We start from the raw sequence: 24,659 nt of genomic DNA on the forward strand, positions 1-24,659 counted from the left end.
GGCCGTCGTTCACAACACGGAATCGTTCGAGAACCACATTAACGGTAGCTTTTGAGCAGCCAGCCCCCGTAAAATTGCACCATGGCCCCGGCGCCCGGCGCCAACCGACAAGGACTCGTTTCTCCGATGCTATCTCACTGGCTGCTGAGGTTTGATCTCCATCGCCTCATCCTGGCCCTGGCCGTGCTCGGCGTGCTGGCCACCTTCGGCAACAGCTTCTACGCCATCCATCAGGCACAGCGACAACTGCTGATCGACAGTACCCTTGAGGCCAACCGGGTCTATGCCGCCAAGCTGGCCGCCTCCGCCGCGGCCATGCTGAGCGAAGCCCAGGGGCAGCTTGCCTACAGCGCCACCCAGCTGGCGCCGCTGCTGCAGGCCAATGACGTCAAGGGACTGGAGCTGGAGGCGGCCCAGTTGCGCGAGCGCACCAACACCTTCAACTCGGTGGCCGTCGTGAACACCGAGTCCACCATAGTCGCCGTCTCCCCCGAGACCCTGAAGGTGAAGGGGGCCAAGCTCACCTCTGCCAGCGCCCGCCAGAGTCTGGCCAGCCGGCAGCCGCTCATTTCAGACCCTCTCGTCTCCCTTTCTGGCAACTACCTCATCAGCCTCTCCTACCCGGTGTTTTCGGCGGACAGGCGCTTTCTCGGCTTTGTCGCCGGCAGCATCTACCTGCAGTCCGCCAGCGTGCTCTCCAGCCTGCTGGGCCAGCATTACTATCAGGATGGCTCCTACCTCTACGTGGTCGACCGGCAGAAGACCCTGATCTACCACCCCAACCCCAAGCGTATCGGCCAGAAGATTGGTGACAATGCGGTAGTGGACGAGGTGTTGCAAGGGAAGCAGGGGGCGCAAGCCGTGCTCAACTCCCAAGGGATAGAGATGCTGACGGGCTTTGCTCCCGTGGCCGGTGCAGGCTGGGGGGTGGTGGCCCAGCGCCCCACCAACGCCACCCTGGCCGGGCTGGATCAGCAGATGCTCGACATCCTGAAGGGGATGATCCCGGTCACCCTCTTCATCCTCTTCGTCATCTGGCTCTCAGCCACCGTCATCTCGCGGCCCCTGCGGCAACTGGCCAACCGGGCCAGGTTGATGGATCAGCAGGAGGCGGTCTCCAACATCTCCAGCATCCGCGCCTGGTACTTCGAGGCGGCCCAGCTCAAACAGGCCATCCTCAAGGGGCTGGGGCTGCTCAACACCAAGATTGACCAGCTGCACACCGACAGTCACACCGATCCCATGACGGGCCTCTTCAACCGGCGGGCCATGCAGCAGATACTGGACGGCTATCAGGCGCAGCCCCGGCCGCTGGCGGTCATCAGCCTCGATATCGATCACTTCAAGGCCATCAACGACAGCTTCGGCCACGACGTCGGGGACGCCGTCATCGTCGCCCTGGCGACCCTGATGCAGCAGGATCTGCGCGCCGATGCCGCCCTGTGCCGAAGCGGCGGCGAGGAGTTCCTGCTGCTGCTGCCCGGGGTCTCCCTGGTGCAGGCGCAGCGGATCGCCGAGCGGCTGCGGATGACGGTGGCGAACCACGAGATGGTGCAGGCCGGGTGCATCACCATCTCCCTCGGGGTTGCCCACTGGCCCGGGAGTGCCAGCGATCTCGGTACCGTGCTCAAGCAGGCGGACAAGGCGCTCTATCAGGCCAAGCACAGGGGCCGCAACTGCGTGGTGGTGGCCGGTGCCTGAGGCGCCCCGGCGTCAGAAGCTGTAGCCCATCTTGAGGTAGATGCCCCCGTTGTCGTCCTTGCCCATGGCATACTCGAGGTTGGCGACTATGCCCGCCTCCGGCTTGAGCAGATACTGCACCCCAGCCCCCCAGGCGGGATAGACGTTGTCGCGGTCGGAGCAGTCGAGGGACTCCCCGTTCACGGCGTCCCCGTAGAGGCAGGCCACCCCGGCGAAGGCGGTGAGGGTCCAGCGTTCGGCGAGCTGGTAGCGCTCCTCCACCTCCACCGCCGACATGTGCTGGCCCAGGTACTCCCCCGGGGTGTAGCCACGCAGATAGATGGGGGAATAGGAGCCGCTCGGCGCGTTGTGGGAGAACTGGTTGCGATTGCGCCAGGCGAGCACATGGCCATCCCCGTGACTCCAGTAGCCCCGATAGTCGACCCGGTAGATGTCAAAATCCGCTTCTCCCCCCAGTCCTTCCCGGTAGGCCAGGTTGTTGACGTTCAAATACCACCCCCGGGTCGCGCTGAAGTCGCTGTCCCGGGAGTCGTGCTGCACCACCAGTCCCAGCCCCCCCGAGGTGAAGCCCGCCAGCCCCAGCTCGTCCAGGATCTGATCCGACTCCAGATCCTGTCCCTGCACCTCGTAGTTGGAGTAGGCCGCCATGCCACCGACGAACCAGTCCCCCTCCACCCGATAGAGGTAGCGCAGGAAGGCGGAGCGGAAGTGGTCCTCGGTCTCGAGGGCATGGCCGGTGCCGAGGTAATCCTGATAGCTGTTGTTGATGTCGCCAAGGATGACGCCACCGACGATGCGGTGGTGATCCGCCCCGAACGACGTCTTGGCGAAGGCGCTGGTGATGAGGGATGCCGAGGTGGTGTACTTGCCGGACAGGGTGAACAGCGAGGGGCGCGAGCCTTCATCGAACCGGTGCAGGTAACCCACCATCAGGCCCGCCGCCGTGTCCAGCTTGGGGCTGGAGCTCAGCAGGGGCACGAACAGCCAGGGGGATCGCTCGCCCGCCTTGGTCGCCTTTGCCTTTCGCTCGTCACGACGCGTCTGCGCCTCTTCCTTGGCGGGATCCGCCGCCATCGCGGGGCTGGCCGCCAGGATAAAGGCCAGGCTGGCCATCAGGGGGGAGATTGCATGGTGCATCTGTGGGTTCCGCACAGGGTAGCGCACGGCAAAGCGGCGGCGCTGGGCCACCCTGCTCGGCAGGCACGTCGGGGTTCAGGTTGCCGGTCGCCTTGCATCAGGGGCCGGAAGAGGGCCGCAGCATAGCGGCATCCCCCGACCCCGACCACAGCAAGATGGTGCGCCATACAATCGCCGTACAGCTTCGCCAAACGAGAGGCCCGGGCGAATACCTGGCATGAAAAAACCCCTGCCTGGGCAGGGGTTCGGAGCGCGGACGCTTACAGATTGACGGCGAGGCTGGCGGCCTGTGCCTGGCTTGGGGTCACCAGCACAGGCACCGACTTGGAGGTGGGGGTGAAGGAGCCCTCCCCTATGCTCTCGATGGCCACCAGGGGGTTGGTCTCCGGGTAGTAGGCGGCGATGTTGCCCCTGGGGATCTCGTAGAAGATGACGCTAAAGCCGCGCACCACCCGCTCGCGCCCGTCGTTGCAGATGGCGGTCATGTCCACCTGCTGCTCCTCGGCCAGCCCCAGGCGACGGGCATCCTCCTCGTTCATGAAGACCACATTGCGCCGCCCCTTGATGCCGCGGTAGCGATCGTCCATGCCGTAGATGGTGGTGTTGTACTGATCGTGGGAGCGCAGGCTTTGGAGCAGCAGCACGGGCTCGTCCACCATCTGCTCGGCATGGCTGGTGCACTGGGGCAGGATGGAGTCCGGCAACCGGCTCGCCCGAAACTCGGCGCGCCCGCTTGGGGTGTTCCAGCGCAGCAGGGCGGCACTGTTCTCCAGGTGGAAGCCGCTGGGCTCCTCGATGCGGCGGTTGAAGTCGTCAAAGCCGGCGATGGTCTCGGCGATGAGGTTGCGCAGCAGAGCGTAGTCGTCCCGCAGGGCCAGCCAGTCCACCCGCTCGCTGCCGAGTGTCGCCTCGGCCATGCGCGCGACTATGTCGATTTCAGAGAGACAGAGCGGCGAGACCGGCTCGTTCATCCCGGTGGAGGCGTGCACCATGCTGAAGGTGTCCTCCACGGTGATCTTCTGCACCCCGGCGCGCTGGGTGTCGAGCTCGGTACGGCCGAGGCAGGGCAGGATCAGGGCATCCTTGGATACCATCAGATGGCTGCGGTTGAGCTTGGTGCTGATCTGCACGTTGAGCTCGCTCCTTCGCATCGCCTCATAGGTGAAGTCGGTGTCCGGCGCCGCGGCCGCCAGGTTGCCACCGAGGCAGACGAGCACCTTGCTCTTGCCGCCGTGCAGGGCCTTGAGGGCCTCGTAGACGTTGTGCCCCGGCGTGCGCTTGAGGCCCACCGGGAAGCGGCGCTCCAGGCGGTCGATAAAGGCGGCATTGGGTTTCTCGTTGATCCCCATGGTGCGGTTGCCCTGCACGTTGCTGTGGCCGCGCACCGGACAGAGCCCGGCCCCCGGCTTGCCAATCTGGCCGCACATCAGGTGCAGGTTGACGATTTCGCGAATGGTGTCGACCGAGTGCTTGTGCTGGGTGATCCCCATGGCCCAGCAGCTGATCACGCTCTCGCTGCTTGCGAAGATCTGCGCCGCCCGGGTGATCGCCTCGCGATCCAGCCCGGATTGCGCCTCTATCTGCGCCCACTCCGTGGCCTTCACCTGGGCCAGGTAGTCGTCAAAGTGCGCCGTGTGCTGCTCGATAAAGGCGAGATCGATACGGCCCCCCTGCTCTTCCAGGATGTATTTCGCCATGCCGCGAATGGCCGCCATATCGCCGCCAAGCTTTGGCGTGAGGTACTGGTGGCTGATGCGAGTGGCCGCCGGGGTCAAGAGCTCTGCCGGGCTCTGGGGGCTGGCGAAGCGCTCGAGGGCCACCTCTTTGAGGTTGTTAAAGGTGACTATCTGGCAACCCTGGCGCGCCGCCTTGCGCAGGGCGTTCATCATGCGCGGGTGGTTGGTGCCCGGGTTCTGGCCGAAGACGAAGATGGCCTTGGCGGCGTCGAAGTCATCGAGCACCACTGTGCCCTTGCCCACCCCGACAGACTGGATGAGCCCCACCCCGCTCGCCTCGTGGCACATGTTGGAGCAGTCGGGGAAGTTGTTGGTGCCATAGAGGCGGCCGAACAGCTGATAGAGGTAGGAGGCCTCGTTGCTGGCGCGTCCCGAGGTGTAGAACTCCACCTCGTCGGGGCTGGCCAGGCTCTTGAGCTTGTTCGCGATGAGGGCAAAGGCCTGATCCCAGCTTATCGGCTCGTAGTGATCGGTCGCCGGGTTGTAGCGCAGGGGCTCGGTCAGCCGTCCCTGGTATTCGAGCCAGTAGTCGCTCTGGGCAGAGAGGCGGCGCACCGAATGCTCGGCAAAGAAGGCCGCCCCCACCGTCTTGCCGGTGGACTCCCAGGCCACCGCCTTGGCGCCGTTCTCGCAGAACTGGAAGGCCCCCTGCTTGTTGTCACCCCAGGCGCAGCCGGGGCAGTCGAAGCCGTCGGTCTGGTTGACCCGCAGCAGGTTCTTGATGTTTTGCCGGGTCTTCTGGCTCTGCAGCACCTGCTTGAAGGTGGACTGCAGGGAGGAAAAGCCGCCGGCCTTGGCCGGTTTCTCAATATGACTGGACATGGGAGTCTCCGAATTGATCCCGGGGCCCGGGGCTGGCATAGCAGACCGGGGCATCGGATCTGGGCACATGAATGAGGGTCAGGTTGTATTTCAGGGCCAGTCGCACCGCGAGCTGGCTGGGAGAAGCAAGGCTGATGAGGTGGGCGGCGCCAAATTGCACCGCCTTGTGAATGAGTTCGCTGCCGCAGCGGCTGGTGATGACCAGGGTGGCGGCCTGCACCGGCTGGCGCAGCTGCATGCCGATGAGCTTGTCCAGGGCATTGTGGCGGCCTATGTCTTCCCGGCAGGCCAGGATCTCGCCGCGATCATTCAGCGCCAGGGCGGCATGGAGGGCGCCGCTCTGGCGAGCCTTGCTCTGCCAGGGGGCGATGCGCTCACGCAAGTCCCGCAGACGCTCGGTATCCAGGGGGGTGCCCGGGGTCAGCGGGGTCAACTCGGGCAGCGCATGTTCGATGGCCTCCACCCCGCAGATGCCGCAGCCGCTCGCCCCGGCCAGGCGACGCTTGCGCTGGCCAAGCGCAGCCAGGCAGCGGTTGGCGATGGTGATATCGAGCACCACGCCGTATTCAGAGGGGGTGATCTGGATGTCGTGCACATCGTGGTTGCCTTGAATGATACCTTCGCCAAACAGGAAGCCGATGGCGAAGTCGTCGAGATCATCCGGGGTGGCCATCATGACGGCGTGGTTGATGCCGTTGATGTTGACGGACACGGCCACCTCTTCCACCAGCTCATCCAGCCTGGGCAACCGTGAATTGAATGGGATCATGCGAGACGCTTATAAGCTGTATTCGGGCCTCAAGTTTAGATAAGTCGCTCCCCCAAAACCAATGAAACAATTCTATTCACCGATAGATAACCTCTATTGCCATAACGATGTCGATTGATTAACTTTGTCAGCCATCCTCCATGCCAATCGCCCCTCTTCGATGAACATCAAGCAGTTGCACTATTTCTACGAGCTGGCCCAGCACCGCCACTTCGCCAAGGCGGCCAAGGCCTGCTTCATCACCCAGCCGACCCTGTCCGCCAGCATCACGGCCCTGGAAAAATCCCTCGGCACCGAGCTGGTGGTGCGCAACAGCCAGTTCGTGGCGCTGACCCAGGCGGGGGAAGTGGTGCTGCGCCACGCCGAGCGCATGTTGCGGGAGCAGGACGCCATGCGCCAGGAGTTGAGCCTGTTTGGCGGCGCGCTCTCGGGGGCCCTGCGCATCGGCATGGTGCCCCAGTCGAGCATCGACATCATGCCGCTGCTCAAGCGCTTCAACGACGCCTTCCCCAAGGTCAGCCTGCGCCTGTCGGTGATGACCCACGCCACTCTGCTCGAGCAGCTGGATCTGCACCAGACCGACATCGGCCTTGGCTTTGACGAGCTACTCACCGAGCATCAGCGCCGCTCCCTCGACGTCCAGCTTCGCCACCCCAACCCCATGGCCCTGCTGGGGCCCCTGCCCCCGCACCTCGCCCCGAGCCAGCCCCTGAGGCTGGCGGACTTGCAGGATCTCCCCCTGATACTGCCAAGCGCCACCATGCAGTTTCGCCGCTACCTCGACGAAGCCGCCGCCCGCCAGCAGCTCAGCCTGCGGGTGGTGCTGGAGACAGACTCCCTGTTCCACCTGGCCAACGGGGTGAGCCACGGGCTGGGCTGCGCCGTGGTCAGCGCCGGCATCGCCGCCACCGCCCAGCAGCTCTTCAAGCTGCCCTGCCACCCCTTGAGCGATGCGAGCGCAGGCACCATCGCCTTCATCACCCGAAAACACAGCGTCACCCCGGCCATGCGGGCCTTTCTCGCCGAGGCCGGGGCCTGAGGTGAGCAGCCGCACTGGCTGCCCACCTCAGGGGAGAGGACCCGCCCACTGCCGCCTCACCTGGTCACCGCGCCCCAGACAGCTGACAGGCACTCCCGTCTGCGGGGAAATGTCGACGACAAAGCGGCATGACGCTGGACACCATGGTTGCCGAAATAAATATGCAGAGAAATCAGCATATGCATTGCGCCATATATGAACTTGTCTGCTGTTTGTATGAAGCATCATGCTGCTGAAAATTTTCTGTGAGCCACCTCCCGTCGTTAAACCCAAGAGCCTATAACCTTGACCCGAACAATAAAAACCTGACGCGTTCCGGTTTATTTCACCATGCATCACAAAGGAGTGTCACATGTATAAAAAAGTGAAACTGGCGGGCATTATCAGCACCCTTATTCTCTCTGCCTCTGCATATTCTGCCGAGATGACGGTGGGCTTCTCTCAAATAGGCTCTGAATCCGGTTGGCGGGCGGCGGAAACCTCGGTCGCCAAGACGGAAGCACAGAAACGCGGCATCACCCTGAAAATTGCCGATGCCCAGCAGAAACAGGAGAACCAGATCAAGGCCATTCGCTCCTTCATTGCTCAGGGAGTGGATGCCATCTTTATTGCCCCCGTGGTGCAGACCGGCTGGGATCCGGTATTGCAGGAGGCGAAAGAGGCCGAGATCCCTGTGTTCCTGCTGGATCGCAACATCACGGTGAAAGATGACGCCCTCTTCATGACCGGGGTCGCCGCAGACAGCGTCCACGAGGGGGAAGTGGCGGCCCAGTGGCTCATCAAGCAGCAGGATGGCAAGCCCTGCAACGTGGTGGAACTGCAAGGCACAGTGGGGGCCAGCGTGGCGCTGGATCGCAAGAAGGGCTTCCTCGACACCGTCGCGGCCGTGCCCACCATCAAGATCATCCGCACCCAGTCCGGCGACTTCACCCGCAGCAAGGGCAAGGAGGTGATGGAGAGCTTCATCAAGGCGGAAAATAACGGCAAGAATATTTGCGCCGTCTACGCCCACAACGACGACATGGCAATCGGCGCCATCCAGGCCATTAAAGAGGCAGGGCTGAAACCGGGCAAGGATATCAAGATCATCTCCATCGATGGGGTGCCGGATATTTTCAAGGCGATGATGGCAGGTGAAGCCAATGCCTCGGTGGAATTGACGCCAAATATGGCAGGCCCCGCCTTCGATGCCCTGCTGGCCTATAAAAAGGATGGCGCCCTGCCCCCCAAACATATCAAGACGGCGTCTATTCTGTTCGAGCCTGACAGTGCCGAGGCCCAGCTCGAGCTGAAAAAAGACATGGGTTATTAATACCGCTCGCCCGCTGAGCCAGCCAGTCAAATAACACGCCATATCGGCTGGGTTGCGATATGGCGCGTTATATCGGAGAGCCCCTATTCATGTCAGAAAACACTCAGGATGTCCTGTTGAACGCCCGCGGGATCTGCAAGGCCTTTCCCGGGGTGCGTGCCCTGCACCAGGTGGACTTCTCCCTGCGAAGGGGGGAAATCATGGCGCTGCTCGGCGAGAACGGCGCCGGAAAATCCACCCTGGTCAAGACCCTCACCGGCGTCTATCAGCCCGACGGGGGCCACATCGAACTCGATGGCGTCCCCATCTCCCCGAGGGACACAGCCCATGCCCAGCGCCTGGGGATAGGCACCGTCTATCAGGAGGTCAATCTCCTGCCCAACATGTCGGTGGCAGACAACCTCTTCATCGGCCATGAGCCCCGCCGCTTCGGTTTCATCGACAGAGCCGCCATGACCCGGCAGGCCCGGGCCATCATGGCGGGATACGGCTTCGAGATGGATGTCACCCTGCCCCTCGGTCACTATTCGGTCGCCATGCAGCAGATAGTGGCCATCGCCAGGGCCATCTCCCTGTCTGCCAGGATCCTGATCCTCGATGAACCCACCGCCAGCCTGGATGCCAGCGAGGTGCAGATGCTGTTCTCCCTGATGGGGAACCTGAGGGACAAGGGGGTGAGCCTCATCTTCATCACCCATTTTCTCGATCAGGTCTACGCCATCAGCGATCGCATCACTGTGCTTCGCAACGGCGAGCTGGTCGGCACCCGCGACACCGCCGCGCTGCCACAACTGGAGCTGGTCAAGATGATGCTGGGGCATGAGCTTGACGACAATGCCCTCAAGCGGGCCGGCAAGACCCTGCGCAGCCACCAGCCCATGGTGTCGTTCAGGGGCTATGGCAAGCGTGGGGTCATAGCACCCTTCGACCTGGACGTCATGCCCGGTGAGATAGTGGGTCTCGCCGGCCTGCTCGGCTCTGGTCGCACCGAAACCGCCGAGCTGATGTTCGGCATAGTGTCAAGCGACAGTGGCGAGTGCCGGGTGCGGGGCAAGCCGGTGACCATCCGCAGTGCGCGTCAGGCCGCCGCCAATGGCTTTGGCTTCTGCCCGGAGGATCGCAAGAGCGCCGGCATCATCGCCTCGGCCTCGGTGCGCGAGAACATGGTGCTGGCCCTGCAAGCCCAGCGCGGCTGGCTGCGTCCCTTGCCCCGCAAGGAGCAGGACGAGATCACCGCCCGCCTCATCGAGCAGCTGGCCATCAAGACCCCGGGGCCGGAGCAGCCCATCCAGTTTCTCTCCGGGGGCAACCAGCAGAAGGTGTTGCTGGCCCGCTGGCTGCTCACCAAGCCCCAGTTCCTGATCCTGGACGAGCCCACCCGGGGCATAGACGTGGGAGCCCATGCCGAGATCATCCGCCTCATCGAATCCCTCTGCGCCAACGGGCTGGCCCTGCTGGTCATCTCTTCGGAGCTCGAGGAGCTGGTGGGCTATGCCGATCGGGTGATTGTCCTGCGCGACAGAAAACAGGTGGCAGAGCTTGCGACGGACGCCCTCAGCGTCCCTGCCATCATGAACGCCATTGCATGCGAGGCCTGATATGACGTCATCCACTCTCCCCCTCCCTGGCGGGCCGGCGCGCCCCCGCAGAGCGCTGCCCACGGGCACGGCCCAGTGCGCCGCCCTGCTCTGCGTGCTGCTCATCAACGCCCTGGTCGCCGACAACTTCTTTGCCATCCATATTCAGGATGGGCGGCTGTTTGGCAGCCTCATCGACATCCTCAACCGCTGCGCCCCCGTGGCCCTGCTCGCCCTCGGCATGACGCTGGTGATCGCCACCGGCGGCATCGATCTGTCGGTGGGGGCCGTGATGGCCATCAGCGGGGCCACCATGGCCAGCCTGGCCACCGGCGGTCACAGCCTGCCGGTCATTGTCGCCTCCGTGCTTGGGGTGGGCCTCCTGTGCGGCCTGTGGAACGGCCTCCTGGTGGCGGTGTTCAAGATCCAGCCCATAGTCGCGACCCTGATCCTCATGGTGGCGGGCCGGGGCATAGCCCAGCTCATCACAGAGGGGCAGATCATCACCTTCAATAACGAGGCCCTGGCCTGGATCGGCAGCGGCGCCCTCTTCTATCTGCCCACCCCCGTCATCATCACCCTGGGGATGGCGCTGCTGCTCTGGCTGCTGACCAAGCGCACCGCCCTCGGCCTCTTCATCGAGGCGGTGGGGATCAACATCAGGGCCGCCAAGAACGCCGGGCTCAACACCCCCATGGTGGTGATCGCCACCTACCTGCTGAGCGGCATCATGGCCGCCGTCGCCGGCATGATAGTCGCCGCCGACATCCGCGGGGCCGATGCCAACAATGCCGGGCTCTGGCTCGAAATGGACGCCATCCTGGCGGTGGTGATAGGGGGCACCTCCCTGATGGGGGGGCGCTTCAACCTCGCCCTCTCCCTGGTCGGCATACTGATCATCCAGGGGGTGAACACAGGTATCCTGCTCTCCGGCTACCAGCCCCAGTGGAACCAGATCGTCAAGGCCATGGTGGTGCTGGCGGTGCTGGTCATGCAGTCGCCGGCCCTCAACCAGCTGTTCCAGCGAGGGACTCGCCATGTTTAAACGCAACCTCCCCCTGATGGTGACCATCATGGTCTTCGTGCTGGGCTATCTGCTCTGCCTGGCCTCCTTCCCTGCCTTCATGTCCACCCGCATCATCTGCAACATACTGACGGACAACGCCTTCCTAGGCATAGTGGCGGTGGGCATGACCTTCGTCATCCTCTCGGGGGGCATAGATCTGTCGGTGGGAGCCGTCATCGCCTTCACCGGCGTGCTGCTGGCAACCCTCATCGGGAAGCTGGGCGTCAGCCCCGTGCTGGCCATCCCCCTGGTGCTGGTGCTCGGCGCGGGCTTCGGCGCCCTCATGGGCTGGCTCATCGACACCCTGAAGATCCCCGCCTTCATCATCACCCTGGCGGGCATGTTCTTCCTGCGAGGGGCCAGCTTCCTCATCTCGGAGCAGTCCCTGCCCATCGACCACCCCAGCTTCACCTACCTGTCGAGCCTGTCGTGGAAGGTGCCGGGAGGCGGACGCCTGAGCCTGCTGGCCCTCATCATGCTGGCGGTGGTGGTGCTTGGCATACTGCTCGCCAACCGCACCCGCTTTGGCAACAACGTCTACGCCATCGGCGGCAACGCCACCTCGGCGGCCCTGATGGGGATCTCGGTGCGCCACACCACCATCCGCATCTACCTGCTCTCCACCACACTGGCGACCCTGGCGGGCATAGTATTCGCGCTCTACACCTCGGCGGGTTATCCGCTAGCCGCCGTCGGGGTGGAACTCGATGCCATCGCCGCCGTGGTGATCGGCGGCACCCTGCTGAGCGGCGGGGTGGGCACAGTGTTCGGCTCCCTGTTCGGGGTGCTGATCCAGGGGCTGATCCAGACCTACATCAACTTCGACGGCACCCTCAGCTCTTGGTGGACCAAGATCATCATAGGTCTGCTGCTGTTTTGCTTCATCGCCCTGCAGCGTCTGCTGATCCTGGTCTCTGAACACCGCAAGGCCAACAAAGCCACCCCCTTCAAGCGGCAGATCCCCGTCGCCCCCCTTGAGTGAAAACATCGCGGGGCCTGGGCCCGATCAACCCAGGCACAGGCCCCGCGATAACACGCCTTTATGGTGGCCAGGCGCTAGTATTCCCCCGCCCCCAGCAGCCGCTCTTTCCAGAGATAACCCTGCACCCCCAGATCCAGAAAGGGCCGTGGCGGGAGATAGTTTGCCGTGCCCAGGGCGCGCATCTGCTCGCCCCAGGGGCTCTCCACCCCGCACACCAGATCGGCCAGCGCCTTGCCCGCCATGGTCTGCTTGCTGATCCCGGCCCCGTTGCATCCCAGTGCAGCGTAGAGATCTGTTCCGAACTGGCCCCACAGCGGCGCCCCGTTGCGACTCACGCTGATGAGCCCGGACCAGCTGTGGGCGAAGGCCAGCTCCCCAAGTTCGGGAAAGCGGGACAGAAACAGCTGGCGGTGACGTCGCACTATGGCTTCCCTGGCCCCGGCATCGCTGTGCAGCGTCGGCGCATGGGCGACATGCTGGCGGATCAGGATGCGGTGATCCCGGGTGTAGCGAAAGGTGGCACCGACGATGGCGTTGACCGGGGTCAGCCCCCAGGGGGCAATGTCCCCCAGCCTGGCACGCTGCTCGGGCGTCAGCGGCTCGGTCAGGGTGGCATGAGTCGCCAGGGAGGCGAGCTTGCCGGCAAAGGGGGTCAGCTGACCCGCACCGCCATTGATGGCAAACATGGCCTTGCCCGCTACCACCTCGCCATGGGGCGTGGTGATGCGAACGCCGCCTGTGTTGTCCACCCGCAATGCCGGGCTACGTTCATACAGGGACACATTGTCCGGCAGCTTGTCGGCCAATCCCCGCACCAGGGCGGCCGGATTGAGCAACACCGTATGGGGGGTATAGATGGCCGAGTGGTAGAAGCCGGTACCGAGGCGGGCCGAGAGGGCCGCCCCCTCCAGATACTCATAGCTTTCGCCGAGCGACTCCAGCTCGCGGGCGTATTGCTTGAGCAGCCCTGCTGATCCGGCCTTGACGGCGCAGTGATACTTGCCGCTCTGCTGCCAGTCGCAATCGATGCGATAACGACCGACCCACTGCGCCAGCTGGGCCAGTCCCCCTTTCAGCAACTGCCGGTAGTGGCTGGCCTTGGCCAGCTCGGCGGTGCCACTGCCGATATTGTGGGGCAAGTCGATGGCGAACCCCGAGTTGCGCCCGGCTGCGTTGTCCCCCACCACACCCGCCTCCAGCAGCACTATGCGGGCCTGTGGCTGATGCTCGGCCAGCGCATGGGCAAAGGCCAGCCCGGCATAGCCCGCCCCTACCACCACCCAGTCCCCCTGGACCACCCCCTGCAAAGGCGCACTGGGAAGCCGCTCGGGCAAGATGGCGGCCCAGCCATTGGCTTCTTCACTGCGGGGAAAATAACGAAACTTCATGGTGCATCCTGCTCATGCATATGTCTGCAAGGGCCACGTCAACAGTCGGCCCGGATCGTCGTCATCTGGCTGGATGGCCGCACTGCGCGGCCACCCAATATAGGGGGCCGCGCTCCGGTGAGAAGGCGGCCCCGATAGAAGGCAGCATCGATAACCAATAAATCATTAGTGATGGATCACCGTCCATTAATTACCACGCTGGAATTGCCGTCCCTTTATAGTATTTGTCCAGCGCCGCCTTGACGGCCTCATTCTGATAGGATGCCACCAGAGTTTTCACCCAGGGTGCGCTTTCATTACCGCTTTTGACCGCGATGAAATTATTGTAAGGATTCTCTTTGGCGGTCTCTGAATAAATACGTTGCTGCTGGCTCAAGCCGGATTTCAATGCCCAGTCCGTATTGACCACGGCGGCATCCAGATCATCCACTGAGCGTCCTATGATGCCGGTATCCAGCTCCCTGATCTGCAATTTCTTGGGGTTGTCGATAATATCCGTGGTGGTCGCCAATATGCCCGAGCCGGGACGCAGCTTGATGACTCCGGCCGACGCCAGCACCCGCAGCGCACGCCCTTCATTGCTGGGATCGTTGGGCACCCCTATGATTGCCCCTTCCGGCAAGGCGCTGACCGCATTGAATTTCTTCGAGTACAGGCCGATGGGCCACACCGCCGTATTACCGACCGGCACTATATGATAACCGCGGCTCTTCACCTGATTGTCCAGGTAAGGTTTGTGCTGGAATGCGTTGGCATCTATTTCGCCATTTTCCAGTGCCTCGTTGGGCAAGATATAGTCATTGAACTTGATAAGCTCGATATCCAACCCCTGTTTTTTGGCCTGCGCCGACGCAACGGCCCACACATCTTCATCCTCTCCGCTCATGATACCCAGCCGTATGGTTTCCCCTGCATTGGCATATCCTGCAATGATGGCGGCAACCAACGGCGTCAATTTAAATATGGTTTTCAACATGGCTGTTTCCTTGGCAATAAGTGATGACGCCCCCGAGATTACGGGGTCGACGCAAGGAGCACAAAGCACAAGATATCCCTTGGATATACCAAAATTGACGAACGCCGGGGCGAATGAAATAGCCCTGTGTCAGGGGGCTGTATTCAATCTTTTATGCCCGTCATGCGGTGCGCCGATGGCGGCCGACACCGGATGCAGGAACTGTCCATGACGACCTTTTGCAGAGAGAGGAAACAGGCAGGCCATTGACGGCCTGAACGGCAAACATGGACAGATGACGGAGGCGAAACGAAGGAGAGTGAGGGTATGACAGGGGATAGTACGGGCGAGCAGCCTGGTTACCGCGGCACGGCAGCCAGCTTGGCTAGAGTTTGCAGGGATTTCTGGATCTCTTTACGACGACCACAGGGGAGCGTGGTGACTCTCCGGTAGTACCAGATGCCGTGGGGACTGAGCCAGAGATTCACTTTGAAGACTCCTGATCCATCCACACAAAGTGGATTACCAAGAGGTCTGAAGGGGGTATTGGAGGCTAACTTATTGAATTGCAGAAACAGGTGGTGGCCCCACCAGCCACATCCCGGCACTCGAGTCCCCCGCCTTGGCTGCTACCTTCCGGTCCTGACCAGGTTGACGAGTTATCAATGCGAGAGGACCAATGGGACCACCGGCGAGGAGAATAGGCAAACTGGCCTGCCAATGCAATGGCTTTCTGCCAGGAGACGAACCGTTCGCCTTATTTTTCAACAATCTGCCGAATGGATCAGCTAAACAGCATGAATTTGGCGCCCACCAGCAGCATCAGCAGGGCGAACGCCTGCTTGAGCCGCTTGGGGGAGAGGCGATGGGCCAGCTTGGCGCCGACGCGGGCAAACTGGGTGCTGGTCAGCACTATGCCAAGCAGGGCCGGCAGGTAGATGTAGCCGACGCTCCACTCGGGCAGATCGGCATGACCCCAGCCGGCATAGAGGTAGCTCAGGCTGCCCGCCAGGGCGATGGGTATGCTGCAGGCGGCGGAGGCCGCCACGGCGTTGCGCATGGGCACCGAGTTCCAGCTGAGGTAAGGCACCGTCATGGAGCCACCCCCTATGCCAAACAGCGCCGAGAGCCAGCCGATGACAGTGCCCGCGATACCGGTGCCGACCGGCCCTGGCATCTGGCGCTCCGCCTTGGGCTTGAGATTGAGCCCCATCTGCAGCGCCATGGTCCAGGCGAAACAACCGATGATGATGTTGAGGGTGCTGGCGCTCAGCAGGTTGGCGGTCATGCCGCCGAGCCAGGCGCCGATGAGCATGCCGGCGCCCAGGCGGCGGATCATCACCCAGTCGACCGCCCCCGCCTCCTGGTGAGCCCGCAGGGAGCTGAAGCCGGTGAAGATCATGGTGGGCAGTGAAGTACCGAGCGCGAGGTGGGTGATGATCTCCGGGGCCACCCCCTGGGCATGGAAGCTCAACACCAGCACAGGTACTATGATGAGCCCGCCACCAATGCCGAACAGTCCCGCCAGCATGCCCGCGAAGGCCCCCAACACCAGATAACCCACAAACAGCATAAAAATTCCTTATATAGCTAAATGGCGGTCAACTTGACCGCCATTGCCCATAAAAAAAGAGATGGCGTTGCGCCATCTCTTTATTGTGCCGATTAATGCAGGGGAATGGTACCGTCCATCACCTTGTAGAAGGCCAGCACGGCGCAACCGAGCAGAGCCGCCGTCATCCCCTGCTCCAGCCGGTTGAGGCTGCGCAGGCCATGGTGCTGGCGCGCCTTCCAGTAGATGAAGATGCCGGGGCTGTAGAGCAGCGCCACCAGCAGCAGGTACTCCACCCCGGCGGCATAGACCAGCCAGCAGCCGTAGACAGTGGCCACCAGGGCCAGCAGCAGATCACGCTTGCGCTGATGGGGCTGGTGCTCGTAGGTGGTGCCCTGCAGCGCCAGCTTGAGGCCATAGGCGCCGGAGAAGACGTAAGGCACCAGGGCCGCCGAGGTGGCGATGTTGACCAGTGCCAGGTAGGTGCTGCTCTGGAAGTAGATGATGATGAGGAAAGCCTGCACCAGGCAGGTGGAGCACCAGAGCGACACCTGGGGGGAGCCGTTCTTGTTCTCCTTGGCAAACCAGGCCGGGAAGACCCCGGTCTTGCCCGCGATATAGGGTACTTCCGCCGCCAGCACTGTCCAGCTCAGCAGGGCCCCCATCACCGAGATCACCAGACCGATGTTGATGAGCCAGGCGCCCCAGGGGCCGACCACGGCTTCCAGGATCATGGCGGTGGAGGGATTCTTCAGGGCCGCCAGCTGCGGCTGGTTCATGACGCCGAGCGAAAACAGGGTCACCATGACGTAGAGCGCCAGGGCGCCGAGCAGCGCCAGCACGGTGGCACGGCCCACGTCCTTGCGATGACGGGCACGGGCGGAGACCACCACGGCCCCCTCGATGCCGATGAAGACCCAGAGCGTCACCTTCATGGTGGACTTGACCTGATCCATCACAGAACCCAGCTCGGTGTTGCCCTGCCCCCAGATGTCCAGGGTGAAGGTCTCCATGTTGAAGGCGAGCAGGACGGCGACGCAGAAGACGATGAGGGGCACCATCTTGGCGATGGTGGTGACTATGTTCACCAGGGCCGCCACCTGGATGCCGCGCAGCACCAGGGCGTGTACCGACCAGATGAGCAGGGAGGCGAGGGTGATGGCGACCGGGGTGTTGCCGTCGCCGAAGATGACGTTGTCCGGCGTGTCGAAGAAGTAGCTCAGGGCGCTGAACACCACGATGGCGTAGGAGACGTTGGCCAGCAGCTGGCAGAGCCAGTAGCCCCAGGCGGCGTTGAAACCGACGAAATCACCGAAACCGGCCTTGGCGTAACTGAAGATGCCCCCGTCGAGATCCGGGCGACGCATGGAGAGGTTCTGGTAGACCAGGGCGAGGCAGATCATGCCGATCCCGGTGATGGCCCACCCCAGGGCGACGGCCCCGGCGCTGGCGTGCGCTGCGATGTTTTGTGGCAGACTGAAGACCCCGGCACCGACCATGGAGCCGATCACCAGCGAAATGAGGGCGCCGAGCCCTAGTTTCTTGTCCATCTCAAACCTGTTTTATTAAGCGGCGGCTGAGCATCCGTATTCATACAGCGCGCGACATGGGAGGGGCGATAAATCCGTACCCCGTGAAAAAGGCGGCAACTATATTGCATGACTATTCCGACCGCAATCCTTCGCAGTGCCAATCATGCACCGCCTTGACCGCGCGCAATTCTACAGCACTCACTCACCCCGCCTGTGAGCTGGTTCAAATTCAGAAAGACCCGTTGATCTTTCACGGTTTTCCATGATGTCAGCCCTGTTTTTCAAAGAAGCCTTGCATGTCCATGCAACGGGTCGCGCAGGGCGCCAGCCAGCTCTTTTGGGTCAAACGGCCATAAAAATGCCCCTGTGCCAGTGGCAAGGGGCATGGGCGGATCGCCGCCGGGGTCAGAGTCGCAGACCGCCGTCGAGATCGATGATCCGGCCGGACAGGTAGTCGTTGGCGAGGATAAATTGCACCGTCTGGGCCAGTTGCTCCCCCTGCCCCAGGGCGCCGACCGGAATGGCCTGCTGCATCCGGGCCATCGCTTCGGGCTTCATGGCCGCCGTCATGTCGGTGGCAAAGACCCCGGGGGCTATGCCCATCACCCGGATGCCGTGACGGGCCAGCTCCCGCCCCCAGGTCACCACCAGGGAGGCGACCCCCGCCTTGCTGGCGGCATAGTTGCTCTGGCCGATGTTGCCGGCACGGGCGATGGAGGAGATGTTGATGATGACCCCCCCCTGCCCCCCTTTCGCCATCAATGCCGCCCCCTCGCGGCCGCAGAGGAAGGTGCCGGTGAGGTTGACGTCGATGACTGCCTGCCACTGGGCCAGGCTCATCTTCTCCACCAGCGCCCCCTCTTTGACCTTGATAAGCATGCCGTCCCGCAATATGCCGGCACAGTTGACCAGGCCATGCAGGGCGCCCAATTGCTCTTCTATGGCGGCAAAGGTCGCCTCCACCTCGGGCTCGCTCGCCACGTTGCAGACGAACAGGGCGCAGCGACCATCCCGGCTGCGCACCTCGGCCTCGGTCACCTCCAGATCGGCGCGGTTGACGTCGACCAGGGCCAGCACGGCCCCCTGACTGGCCAGACGCAGGGCGATGGCGCGGCCGAGCCCACGCCCGGCCCCGGTAATGGCGATGACTTTCTCTGTGATATCCATAAAGGCTCCTTGTTGCCTGGACCCGGATGACGTAATGCCCCCTCAAAGATGAAACCCAAGGTCACTGCGGACCCGAGGTCTCCCCGGGCTTGTCCAGATAGAGTTCGACGATGCTGGAAAAATCCCGTGCGCCCTGCCCCTTCGCCGCATGCAGGTTAAAGAGGTTACGGGCCAGCGCCCCCATGGGCACGGCGCTGTGGGCGTGCTCGGCCAGCGCCATGGCGAGCCCCAGGTCCTTGACCATCAATCGGGTCATAAAGCCCCCCTCATACCCGCGGGACGCCGGAGCGTTCTCCATCACCCCGGGCCAGGGGTTGTAGCGCTCCAGGCTCCAGTTGTTGCCCGAGCTCTTGCCCATGATGGTGGAAAGCACGCCCGGATCCAGCCCCTCCTTGACCCCGAGCGCCAGCGCCTCTGCGGTGCCCGCCATGTGGATGGCGAGCAGCATGTTGTTGCACATCTTGGCGATCTGCCCCGCCCCGAGCGCCCCGGCGTGGAACAGGTTCTGCCCCATGCAGGCGAGCACCGGCTTGGCCGCCTCGAAGTCGCTGCGCTCGCCACCGACGATAAAGGTGAGGGTGCCCGCCGCGGCGCCTGCCACCCCACCGGAGACGGGGGCATCGAGGAAGCGGATGCCCCGCGCCTTCGCCGCCGCCCCCACGGCGCGGGCCGAGGCCACGTCTATGGTGGAGCAGTCGATCACCAGGGCCCCCGCCGGCAAGGCCCCCAGCAGATCCTGGCCACCTCCCTCCGACAGCCAGAGCCCGCACACATGCTCGCCGGCCGGCAGCATGCTGATGGCCAGATCGCAGCCGGTGACCGCCTCGCGGGCATCCCCGGCGACGATGCAACCGGCCTTGATGGCCCGCTCCAGGCTCTCGGGCACCAGATCAAAAACCTGCACTGCATGGCCCGCCCTGGCGAGGTTCGCGGCCATGGGCCCTCCCATGTTGCCGAGCCCGATAAATCCAATCCTTGTCATGCTTTGCTCCTTGCTCCGTTCGTTATCCGGCCCCTCGGCTGGCGCCCCCTGGCAGCGCTAGGCCAGGGGATTTGTCCCCTCGGGCCAGCGATAGAAATCCTCAAGCCACTCGGTGCCGGGCCGGGGCGGCTGCCAGCGGGGGGACTTGTCCTTGTCGATGAGCAATGCCCGCACCCCTTCCACGAAATCCCCCTTGAGCACGCAGTTGACCGAGAGCGCCAGCTCGTCGGCAAACACCTCGGCCAGGGACTGGCGGCGCGCCGTCCAATACTGGCGCCAGAGGATGGCGCGGCTGATGGGGCTGCCGGCGCGGCAGGTGTCGCGGGCCCGGGCCAGATCGGGCTCGTCCAGATCGCTCCTGTCCAGCCTGTCCAGCACCCCCTGCAGGCTGCGCCCGGCCAGCAGGGCATGGATCTTGGCCTGATGAGGCAGGATCACGGGGGCCGGCAACTGCTCGCGGGCCACGGCGTGCAGCCCGCCCAGCAGCCTATCTATCTGCTCGCGTGGATCCCCCTGTGCGGCCCAGTCGAGGGCGGCGAGCCGCGCCGGCAGCTCGGCCCGCTCGCGGCTCGCCATGGCGTGATCCGCGAGCCCCAGCCCCAGGGCATCCACCCCGTTGAAACGGGCACCGGTGAGGCCGAGCCAGAGCCCGAGTCGCCCGGGCATGCGGCTCAAGAACCAGCTGGCCCCCACGTCCGGGTAGAGGCCTATGGTCACCTCCGGCATGGCGAACAGGCTCTTCTCGGTCACCACCCGAAAATCGGCGCCGGCGAAGAGGCCGATACCGCCCCCCATGCAGATGCCATCCGCCACGCAGACGAGCGGCTTGGTGTAGGTGTGGATGTGGTGATCTAGCCTGTATTCCTGCTCAAAAAAGTCGCGGGCATAGGCAAAGAGCGCCTGCTCGCTCTCCTCCTGCCGGCGGTAATAGAAGGAGCGAATGTCGCCGCCGGCGCAAAACGCCTTCTCCCCGGCCCCCTGCAACAGCACGCAGACAATGGCAGGATCTTGCTCCCACGCCGTGAGCGCCCCTTGCAGGCGCTGGATCATCTCAAGGCTCAGGGCATTGAGAGAGGCGGGGCTGTCCAGGGTCAGGATGCCAATGAGGTGCCCGTCCGCCGTGGGATGGGTTGCCAGACGCACGGGGTCAGTCATGGGACTCTCCTGCGCTCTTGTCATAGCGCCAGCGCGGGGCACGCTTCTCGAGGAAGGCCGCCACCCCCTCGCGCTGGTTGGCATCGTCAAACAGGGCGAGGAACAGGCTGCGCTCCAGGGGCAGCGCCGCGTCCCTGTGGCCGCTGCGCCCCTGATTGATGAGCTGCTTGCAGGCACGCAGGGCGCTGGGGCTCTGGCGCTCAACCCGCTGCGCCATCTGCTGCGCCGCCGTCCAGGCGTGCCCTTCGGTCACTACCTCCTCCACCAGCCCCATCTCGTTGGCCAGGGTGGCGCTCACCTTCTCGCCGCAGAGGATCATCCGCTTGGCCCAGCCCGGCCCCACCAGCTCGGTGAGGCGCTGGGTACCGCCGGCGCAGGGCAGCAAGCCCACCGAGGCTTCCGGCAGCCCCAGCAGTGCCTGCTGCTCGGCGATGCGGATGTCGCAGGCCAGCGCCACCTCGAGGCCCCCCCCCATGGCAAAGCCATTGATGGCGGCGATGCTCACCCCGTGAAAACGGGTCAGCGCCTCGAAGGCGCGCCCGAAGGCCTCTGCCACCTCGCGGGCGTGCTCTACATTGCCGTCGGCAAACATCTTGAGATCGGCGCCGGCGCAGAAGAACTTGTCACCCGCCCCGCGGATCACCAGGGCCACCACGTCGGGGCGGCTGTCGAGCTCCACCATCATCTGCAAGAAGGCCTGCAGGCTGGCCAGGGTCCAGGTGTTGGCAGGCGGGTGGTCGAGCGTGATATAGGCCACGTGACCGTGATATTCGAGTCTGATCCTTGTCATTGCACTGTCCTTGTCATTAAACCTGCCGCCATGATGACAGAGTTGAATGGCGCCGAAATTCGGCTGGCTCACAAAGCCTGACGCCAGCCCGCCATCCCTCAGCAGGAGGCGAAGATGCGCAGCCGCCTCTCCCTACTCCAGCGACAAACCGGGATCCCCCAGCAGGCGGCGGGCGATGATGAGCCGCATCACTTCGTTCGTGCCCTCCAGGATGCGGTGCACCCGGGTGTCGCGCAGATAGCGCTCCAGCGGGTACTCGCGGATATAACCATAGCCACCAAAGAGTTGCAGGGCCTCATCGCAGACGCGATAACCCACGTCGGTGGCAAAGCGCTTGGCCATGGCGCACCAGGCGCTCTTGTCCGGGCTGCCGCTGTCGAGCTTGGCGGCGGCCTGACGCACCAGCAGGCGGGCGGCGGCCAGTTCGGTGGCCATGTCGGCGAGGCGGAACTGCACGCTCTGGAATTCGCTGATCGGGTGTCCAAATTGCTGGCGCTGCTGCACATGGGCCAGGGCGTCGTCCAGCGCCTGCTGGGCTGTGCCCAGCGAACAGCTGGCGATGTTGATGCGCCCCCCATCCAGCGCCTGCATGGCGAACCTGAAGCCCTCCCCCTCCTCCCCCAACCGGTAGCGGGCGGGAATGCGCACGGCGCTGAAATTCACCTCCCGGGTCGGCTGGCTGTTCCAACCCATCTTCTCCTCCGCCTTGCCGTAGCTCACACCCGGCGTATCGGCGGGCACCATAAAGGCAGATATCCCCTTGGCCCCCTCGCCCCCGGTGCGGGCCATCACCACCAGCACTTGGGTGCTGCCCGCCCCAGAGATGAAGACCTTGCTGCCGTCGATAAGGTAATCGTCGCCATCGCGCACCGCACGAGTCTTGAGGGCGGCGGCATCCGATCCCGCCCCCGACTCGGTGAGGCAGTAAGAGCCCAGCAGCTCGCCGCTGGCGAGCCTTGGTACCCACTCTGCCGCCACCTCACTCGGCAGCCAGCTGCCCAGCATCCAGCTCACCATGTTGTGTATGGTCAGGTAGGCCGTGGTGGAGGTGCAGCCCATGGCCAGGCGCTCGAAGATGAGGCTGGCGTCGAGCCGGCTCAACCCCAGGCCGTCATATTGCTCCGGGGTGTAGAGGCCGCACAGCCCCAGCGCCGCCGCCTGCTTGATGGTGGGGACGGGGAACTCGTGCTCCCTGTCCCAGCGGGCGGCGTGGGGCTTGAGCGCCAGATCGGCGAAGGCGCCGGCCGAGTCGACACAGGCCCGTTGGGATTCGGTCAGGGTAAAGTCCATCTTGTTCGCTTCCTTATGTCCTTTGTCTGTTGTCTATCTGCCCCACGCTCAACGCGGGTGGATGGTCGTGGTTGGCGCCGGCGGACATGCCGTCGCCCATCAGCCATGCCTCACCGCAAATGGATGGTCATATTGGGGCCGCTGGGGATGTCCTCGTCGAACCAGCGCTCGGTCACCGTCTTGGTCTCGGTGTAGAAACGCACTGCCTGCTTGCCGTAGGCGTGCAGATCCCCGTAGAAGGAGCCGCGCCAGCCGGTGAAGGAGAAGAAGGGCAGCGGCACCGGAATGGGCACGTTGATCCCCACCTGACCCACCGCCACCTCGTGGCGGAACTTGCGGGCCGCAGCGCCGCAGCCGGTGAAGATGGCGGTGCCGTTGCCATAGGGGTTGTCGTTGATGAGGGCGAGCGCCTCGTCCAGGCTCTCCACCTCCAGGCAGGCGAGCACGGGGCCGAAGATCTCCTCCTTATAGATGCGCATCTCGGGCGTCACGCCGCGAAACAGGGTCGGCCCCACCCAGTTGCCCACCGGGTAGCCGGGCACGTCGCAAAAACGCCCGTCCAGCAGACACTGGGCCCCCTCGGCCATGCCTGCTTCAATCAGGCTCTCTACCCTGACTTTCGCCTCAGGGCTGATAAGGGGGCCATAGGCAGCCTCTGGATCGTGCCAGACACCGGGCTTGACCCTGGCAAACTCGGCGGCGAGCTCCGGGATCCACTCCCTCGCGCTCCCCACGAAGACCGCCACGCTGATGGCCATGCAGCGCTGGCCGGCGGCGCCCACCCCGGCCCCCACCAGGTTGCTCAGCACCTGCGCCTTGTTGGCGTCCGGCATGATCACCATGTGGTTCTTGGCGCCCACGAAACACTGGGCACGCTTGAGGTGGTCGGTGGCGGTGCGATAGACGTGAGCCCCGACCCGGGGCGAGCCCACGAAGCTCACCGCCTTCACGTCCGGGTGGGCGAGCAGCGCATCCACCTGCTCGGCGCCCCCGTGCACCACGCTGAGGATACCCGCTGGCGCCCCCGCCTCGGTGAACAGCTCGGCCAGCCGCATGGGGGTGAGGGGATCCTGCTCCGAGGGTTTGAGCACGAAGCCGTTGCCGCAGGCCACCGCCAGGGGGAACATCCAGAGCGGTATCATGGCGGGGAAGTTGAACGGCGTGATGCCGACGCAGACACCCAGCGGCTGCACCCAGGAGTGGCCATCCACCCGGCGCGCCACGTTGCCCATGGTCTCCCCCATGGTCTGGCTGGCGACGCCGCAGGCCTGCTCCACCACCTCGATGCCGCGCCACACATCTCCCCTGGCGTCCGCCAGATTCTTGCCCGTCTCCTGGGCCAGCAGGGTCGCCAGCTCGTCGTGATGGGCTTTGAGCAGATGCTGGTAGTTGAACATGACCCGGGCCCGCTCGGGGGCCGGCACCTCCCGCCACAGCAGGTAGGCGTCGTGAGCGCGGCGCACCGCGAGTTCCACCTCGGCCGGGGTGGCTCTCGGCACCCGCGCCAGCAGGCTCTGATCCGCCGGATTGGTCACCTCGATCCAGGCCTCGCTCGCGGAAGGATAGGCTTCGCCACCGATATAGAGCGGCAGATCTCCGTACTGGGTGTGGTGTTGGCTCATGCCGTACTCTCCTTGGCTGTCCGGTGGCTGGCACTGTGCCAGCGCCCCTCAGGCAGGCCGGCAGACCGGATGCTCTCGCTGATCA

Annotated in this window: 20 protein-coding genes and 1 other RNA gene; 6 read left to right on the plus strand and 15 right to left on the minus strand. The window is 64.1% G+C overall.

Annotated elements, in window-relative coordinates:
- The first annotated feature begins 126 nt into the window (after window positions 1–126).
- Window positions 127–1,701, plus strand: coding sequence for a diguanylate cyclase (locus ACB030_RS04045; RefSeq protein WP_371158206.1), 1,575 nt, complete (start codon window positions 127–129; stop codon window positions 1,699–1,701).
- Window positions 1,702–1,713: 12 nt separating this feature from the next.
- Here the strand turns inward: ACB030_RS04045 and ACB030_RS04050 are convergent, their stop codons facing one another.
- From ACB030_RS04050 to fdhD, 3 genes are all read right to left on the minus strand, one after another.
- Entirely contained in the window at window positions 1,714–2,838 is a 1,125-nt protein-coding gene (locus tag ACB030_RS04050; protein ID WP_371158208.1) for a hypothetical protein, read from the minus strand.
- A 260-nt stretch (window positions 2,839–3,098) separates the two neighbouring features.
- Window positions 3,099–5,396 carry an FdhF/YdeP family oxidoreductase gene (locus tag ACB030_RS04055; RefSeq protein WP_371158210.1) on the minus strand — a complete coding sequence of 766 codons (2,298 nt, stop codon included), beginning with the start codon at window positions 5,394–5,396 and terminating at the stop codon, window positions 3,099–3,101.
- Window positions 5,380–6,165, minus strand: coding sequence for a formate dehydrogenase accessory sulfurtransferase FdhD (fdhD, locus tag ACB030_RS04060; RefSeq protein ID WP_371158212.1), 786 nt, complete (start codon window positions 6,163–6,165; stop codon window positions 5,380–5,382). Before fdhD ends, ACB030_RS04055 begins: the two co-directional genes overlap by 17 nt.
- 160 nt (window positions 6,166–6,325) lie before the next feature.
- Between fdhD and ACB030_RS04065 the strand changes: the two genes are divergently transcribed.
- The 5 genes from ACB030_RS04065 to yjfF all read left to right on the plus strand — a co-directional run bounded on the left by ACB030_RS04065 (window position 6,326) and on the right by yjfF (window position 12,141).
- Window positions 6,326–7,204 carry a LysR family transcriptional regulator gene (locus ACB030_RS04065; protein ID WP_371158275.1) on the plus strand — a complete coding sequence of 293 codons (879 nt, stop codon included), beginning with the start codon at window positions 6,326–6,328 and terminating at the stop codon, window positions 7,202–7,204.
- A gap of 352 nt (window positions 7,205–7,556) precedes the next feature.
- Window positions 7,557–8,516 (plus strand): galactofuranose ABC transporter, galactofuranose-binding protein YtfQ, encoded by a 960-nt coding sequence (ytfQ, locus tag ACB030_RS04070; protein ID WP_371158214.1) that lies wholly within the window; start codon window positions 7,557–7,559, stop codon window positions 8,514–8,516.
- Window positions 8,517–8,605: 89 nt separating this feature from the next.
- On the plus strand, window positions 8,606–10,114 hold the full coding sequence (ytfR, locus tag ACB030_RS04075; protein WP_371158216.1) for a galactofuranose ABC transporter, ATP-binding protein YtfR: 1,509 nt from the start codon (window positions 8,606–8,608) through the stop codon (window positions 10,112–10,114).
- Window position 10,115: 1 nt separating this feature from the next.
- Window positions 10,116–11,138, plus strand: a complete 1,023-nt coding sequence (gene ytfT / locus ACB030_RS04080) for a galactofuranose ABC transporter, ATP-binding protein YtfT (RefSeq protein ID WP_371158218.1) — start codon at window positions 10,116–10,118, stop codon at window positions 11,136–11,138.
- Complete coding sequence (gene yjfF / locus ACB030_RS04085) at window positions 11,131–12,141, plus strand: galactofuranose ABC transporter, permease protein YjfF (RefSeq protein WP_371158220.1); 1,011 nt, start codon at window positions 11,131–11,133, stop codon at window positions 12,139–12,141. The genes ytfT and yjfF overlap by 8 nt, the downstream gene beginning before the upstream one ends.
- 74 nt (window positions 12,142–12,215) lie before the next feature.
- Here the strand turns inward: yjfF and ACB030_RS04090 are convergent, their stop codons facing one another.
- From ACB030_RS04090 to ACB030_RS04145, 12 genes are all read right to left on the minus strand, one after another.
- Entirely contained in the window at window positions 12,216–13,529 is a 1,314-nt protein-coding gene (locus ACB030_RS04090) for an NAD(P)/FAD-dependent oxidoreductase (RefSeq protein ID WP_371158222.1), read from the minus strand.
- Between the two features lie 190 nt (window positions 13,530–13,719).
- Window positions 13,720–14,505: a MetQ/NlpA family ABC transporter substrate-binding protein gene (locus ACB030_RS04095; protein WP_371158224.1), complete on the minus strand. Its 786-nt coding sequence runs from the start codon at window positions 14,503–14,505 to the stop codon at window positions 13,720–13,722.
- A gap of 338 nt (window positions 14,506–14,843) precedes the next feature.
- Complete coding sequence (locus tag ACB030_RS04100; protein ID WP_371158226.1) at window positions 14,844–14,972, minus strand: hypothetical protein; 129 nt, start codon at window positions 14,970–14,972, stop codon at window positions 14,844–14,846.
- Between the two features lie 97 nt (window positions 14,973–15,069).
- An RNA gene (gene ffs / locus ACB030_RS04105) (signal recognition particle sRNA small type) lies at window positions 15,070–15,166 on the minus strand.
- 102 nt (window positions 15,167–15,268) lie between these two features.
- Entirely contained in the window at window positions 15,269–16,057 is a 789-nt protein-coding gene (locus tag ACB030_RS04110) for a sulfite exporter TauE/SafE family protein (RefSeq protein ID WP_371158227.1), read from the minus strand.
- Between the two features lie 92 nt (window positions 16,058–16,149).
- Window positions 16,150–17,586, minus strand: coding sequence for an arginine-ornithine antiporter (gene arcD / locus ACB030_RS04115; protein ID WP_371158229.1), 1,437 nt, complete (start codon window positions 17,584–17,586; stop codon window positions 16,150–16,152).
- A 387-nt stretch (window positions 17,587–17,973) separates the two neighbouring features.
- Window positions 17,974–18,735, minus strand: a complete 762-nt coding sequence (locus ACB030_RS04120) for an SDR family oxidoreductase (protein ID WP_371158231.1) — start codon at window positions 18,733–18,735, stop codon at window positions 17,974–17,976.
- 61 nt (window positions 18,736–18,796) lie between these two features.
- Complete coding sequence (gene mmsB / locus ACB030_RS04125; protein ID WP_371158233.1) at window positions 18,797–19,717, minus strand: 3-hydroxyisobutyrate dehydrogenase; 921 nt, start codon at window positions 19,715–19,717, stop codon at window positions 18,797–18,799.
- 57 nt (window positions 19,718–19,774) lie between these two features.
- On the minus strand, window positions 19,775–20,872 hold the full coding sequence (locus tag ACB030_RS04130) for an enoyl-CoA hydratase/isomerase family protein (RefSeq protein WP_371158235.1): 1,098 nt from the start codon (window positions 20,870–20,872) through the stop codon (window positions 19,775–19,777).
- Window positions 20,865–21,662, minus strand: a complete 798-nt coding sequence (locus ACB030_RS04135) for an enoyl-CoA hydratase (RefSeq protein ID WP_371158237.1) — start codon at window positions 21,660–21,662, stop codon at window positions 20,865–20,867. Before ACB030_RS04135 ends, ACB030_RS04130 begins: the two co-directional genes overlap by 8 nt.
- 132 nt (window positions 21,663–21,794) lie before the next feature.
- Complete coding sequence (locus ACB030_RS04140; RefSeq protein ID WP_371158239.1) at window positions 21,795–22,952, minus strand: acyl-CoA dehydrogenase family protein; 1,158 nt, start codon at window positions 22,950–22,952, stop codon at window positions 21,795–21,797.
- A 110-nt stretch (window positions 22,953–23,062) separates the two neighbouring features.
- Window positions 23,063–24,574 (minus strand): CoA-acylating methylmalonate-semialdehyde dehydrogenase, encoded by a 1,512-nt coding sequence (locus tag ACB030_RS04145; RefSeq protein ID WP_371158241.1) that lies wholly within the window; start codon window positions 24,572–24,574, stop codon window positions 23,063–23,065.
- Window positions 24,575–24,659: the final 85 nt, after the last annotated feature.

Source organism: Aeromonas sp. S16(2024) (assembly GCF_041403065.1).
In the GTDB taxonomy this organism is placed as follows: Bacteria; Pseudomonadota; Gammaproteobacteria; order Enterobacterales; family Aeromonadaceae; genus Aeromonas.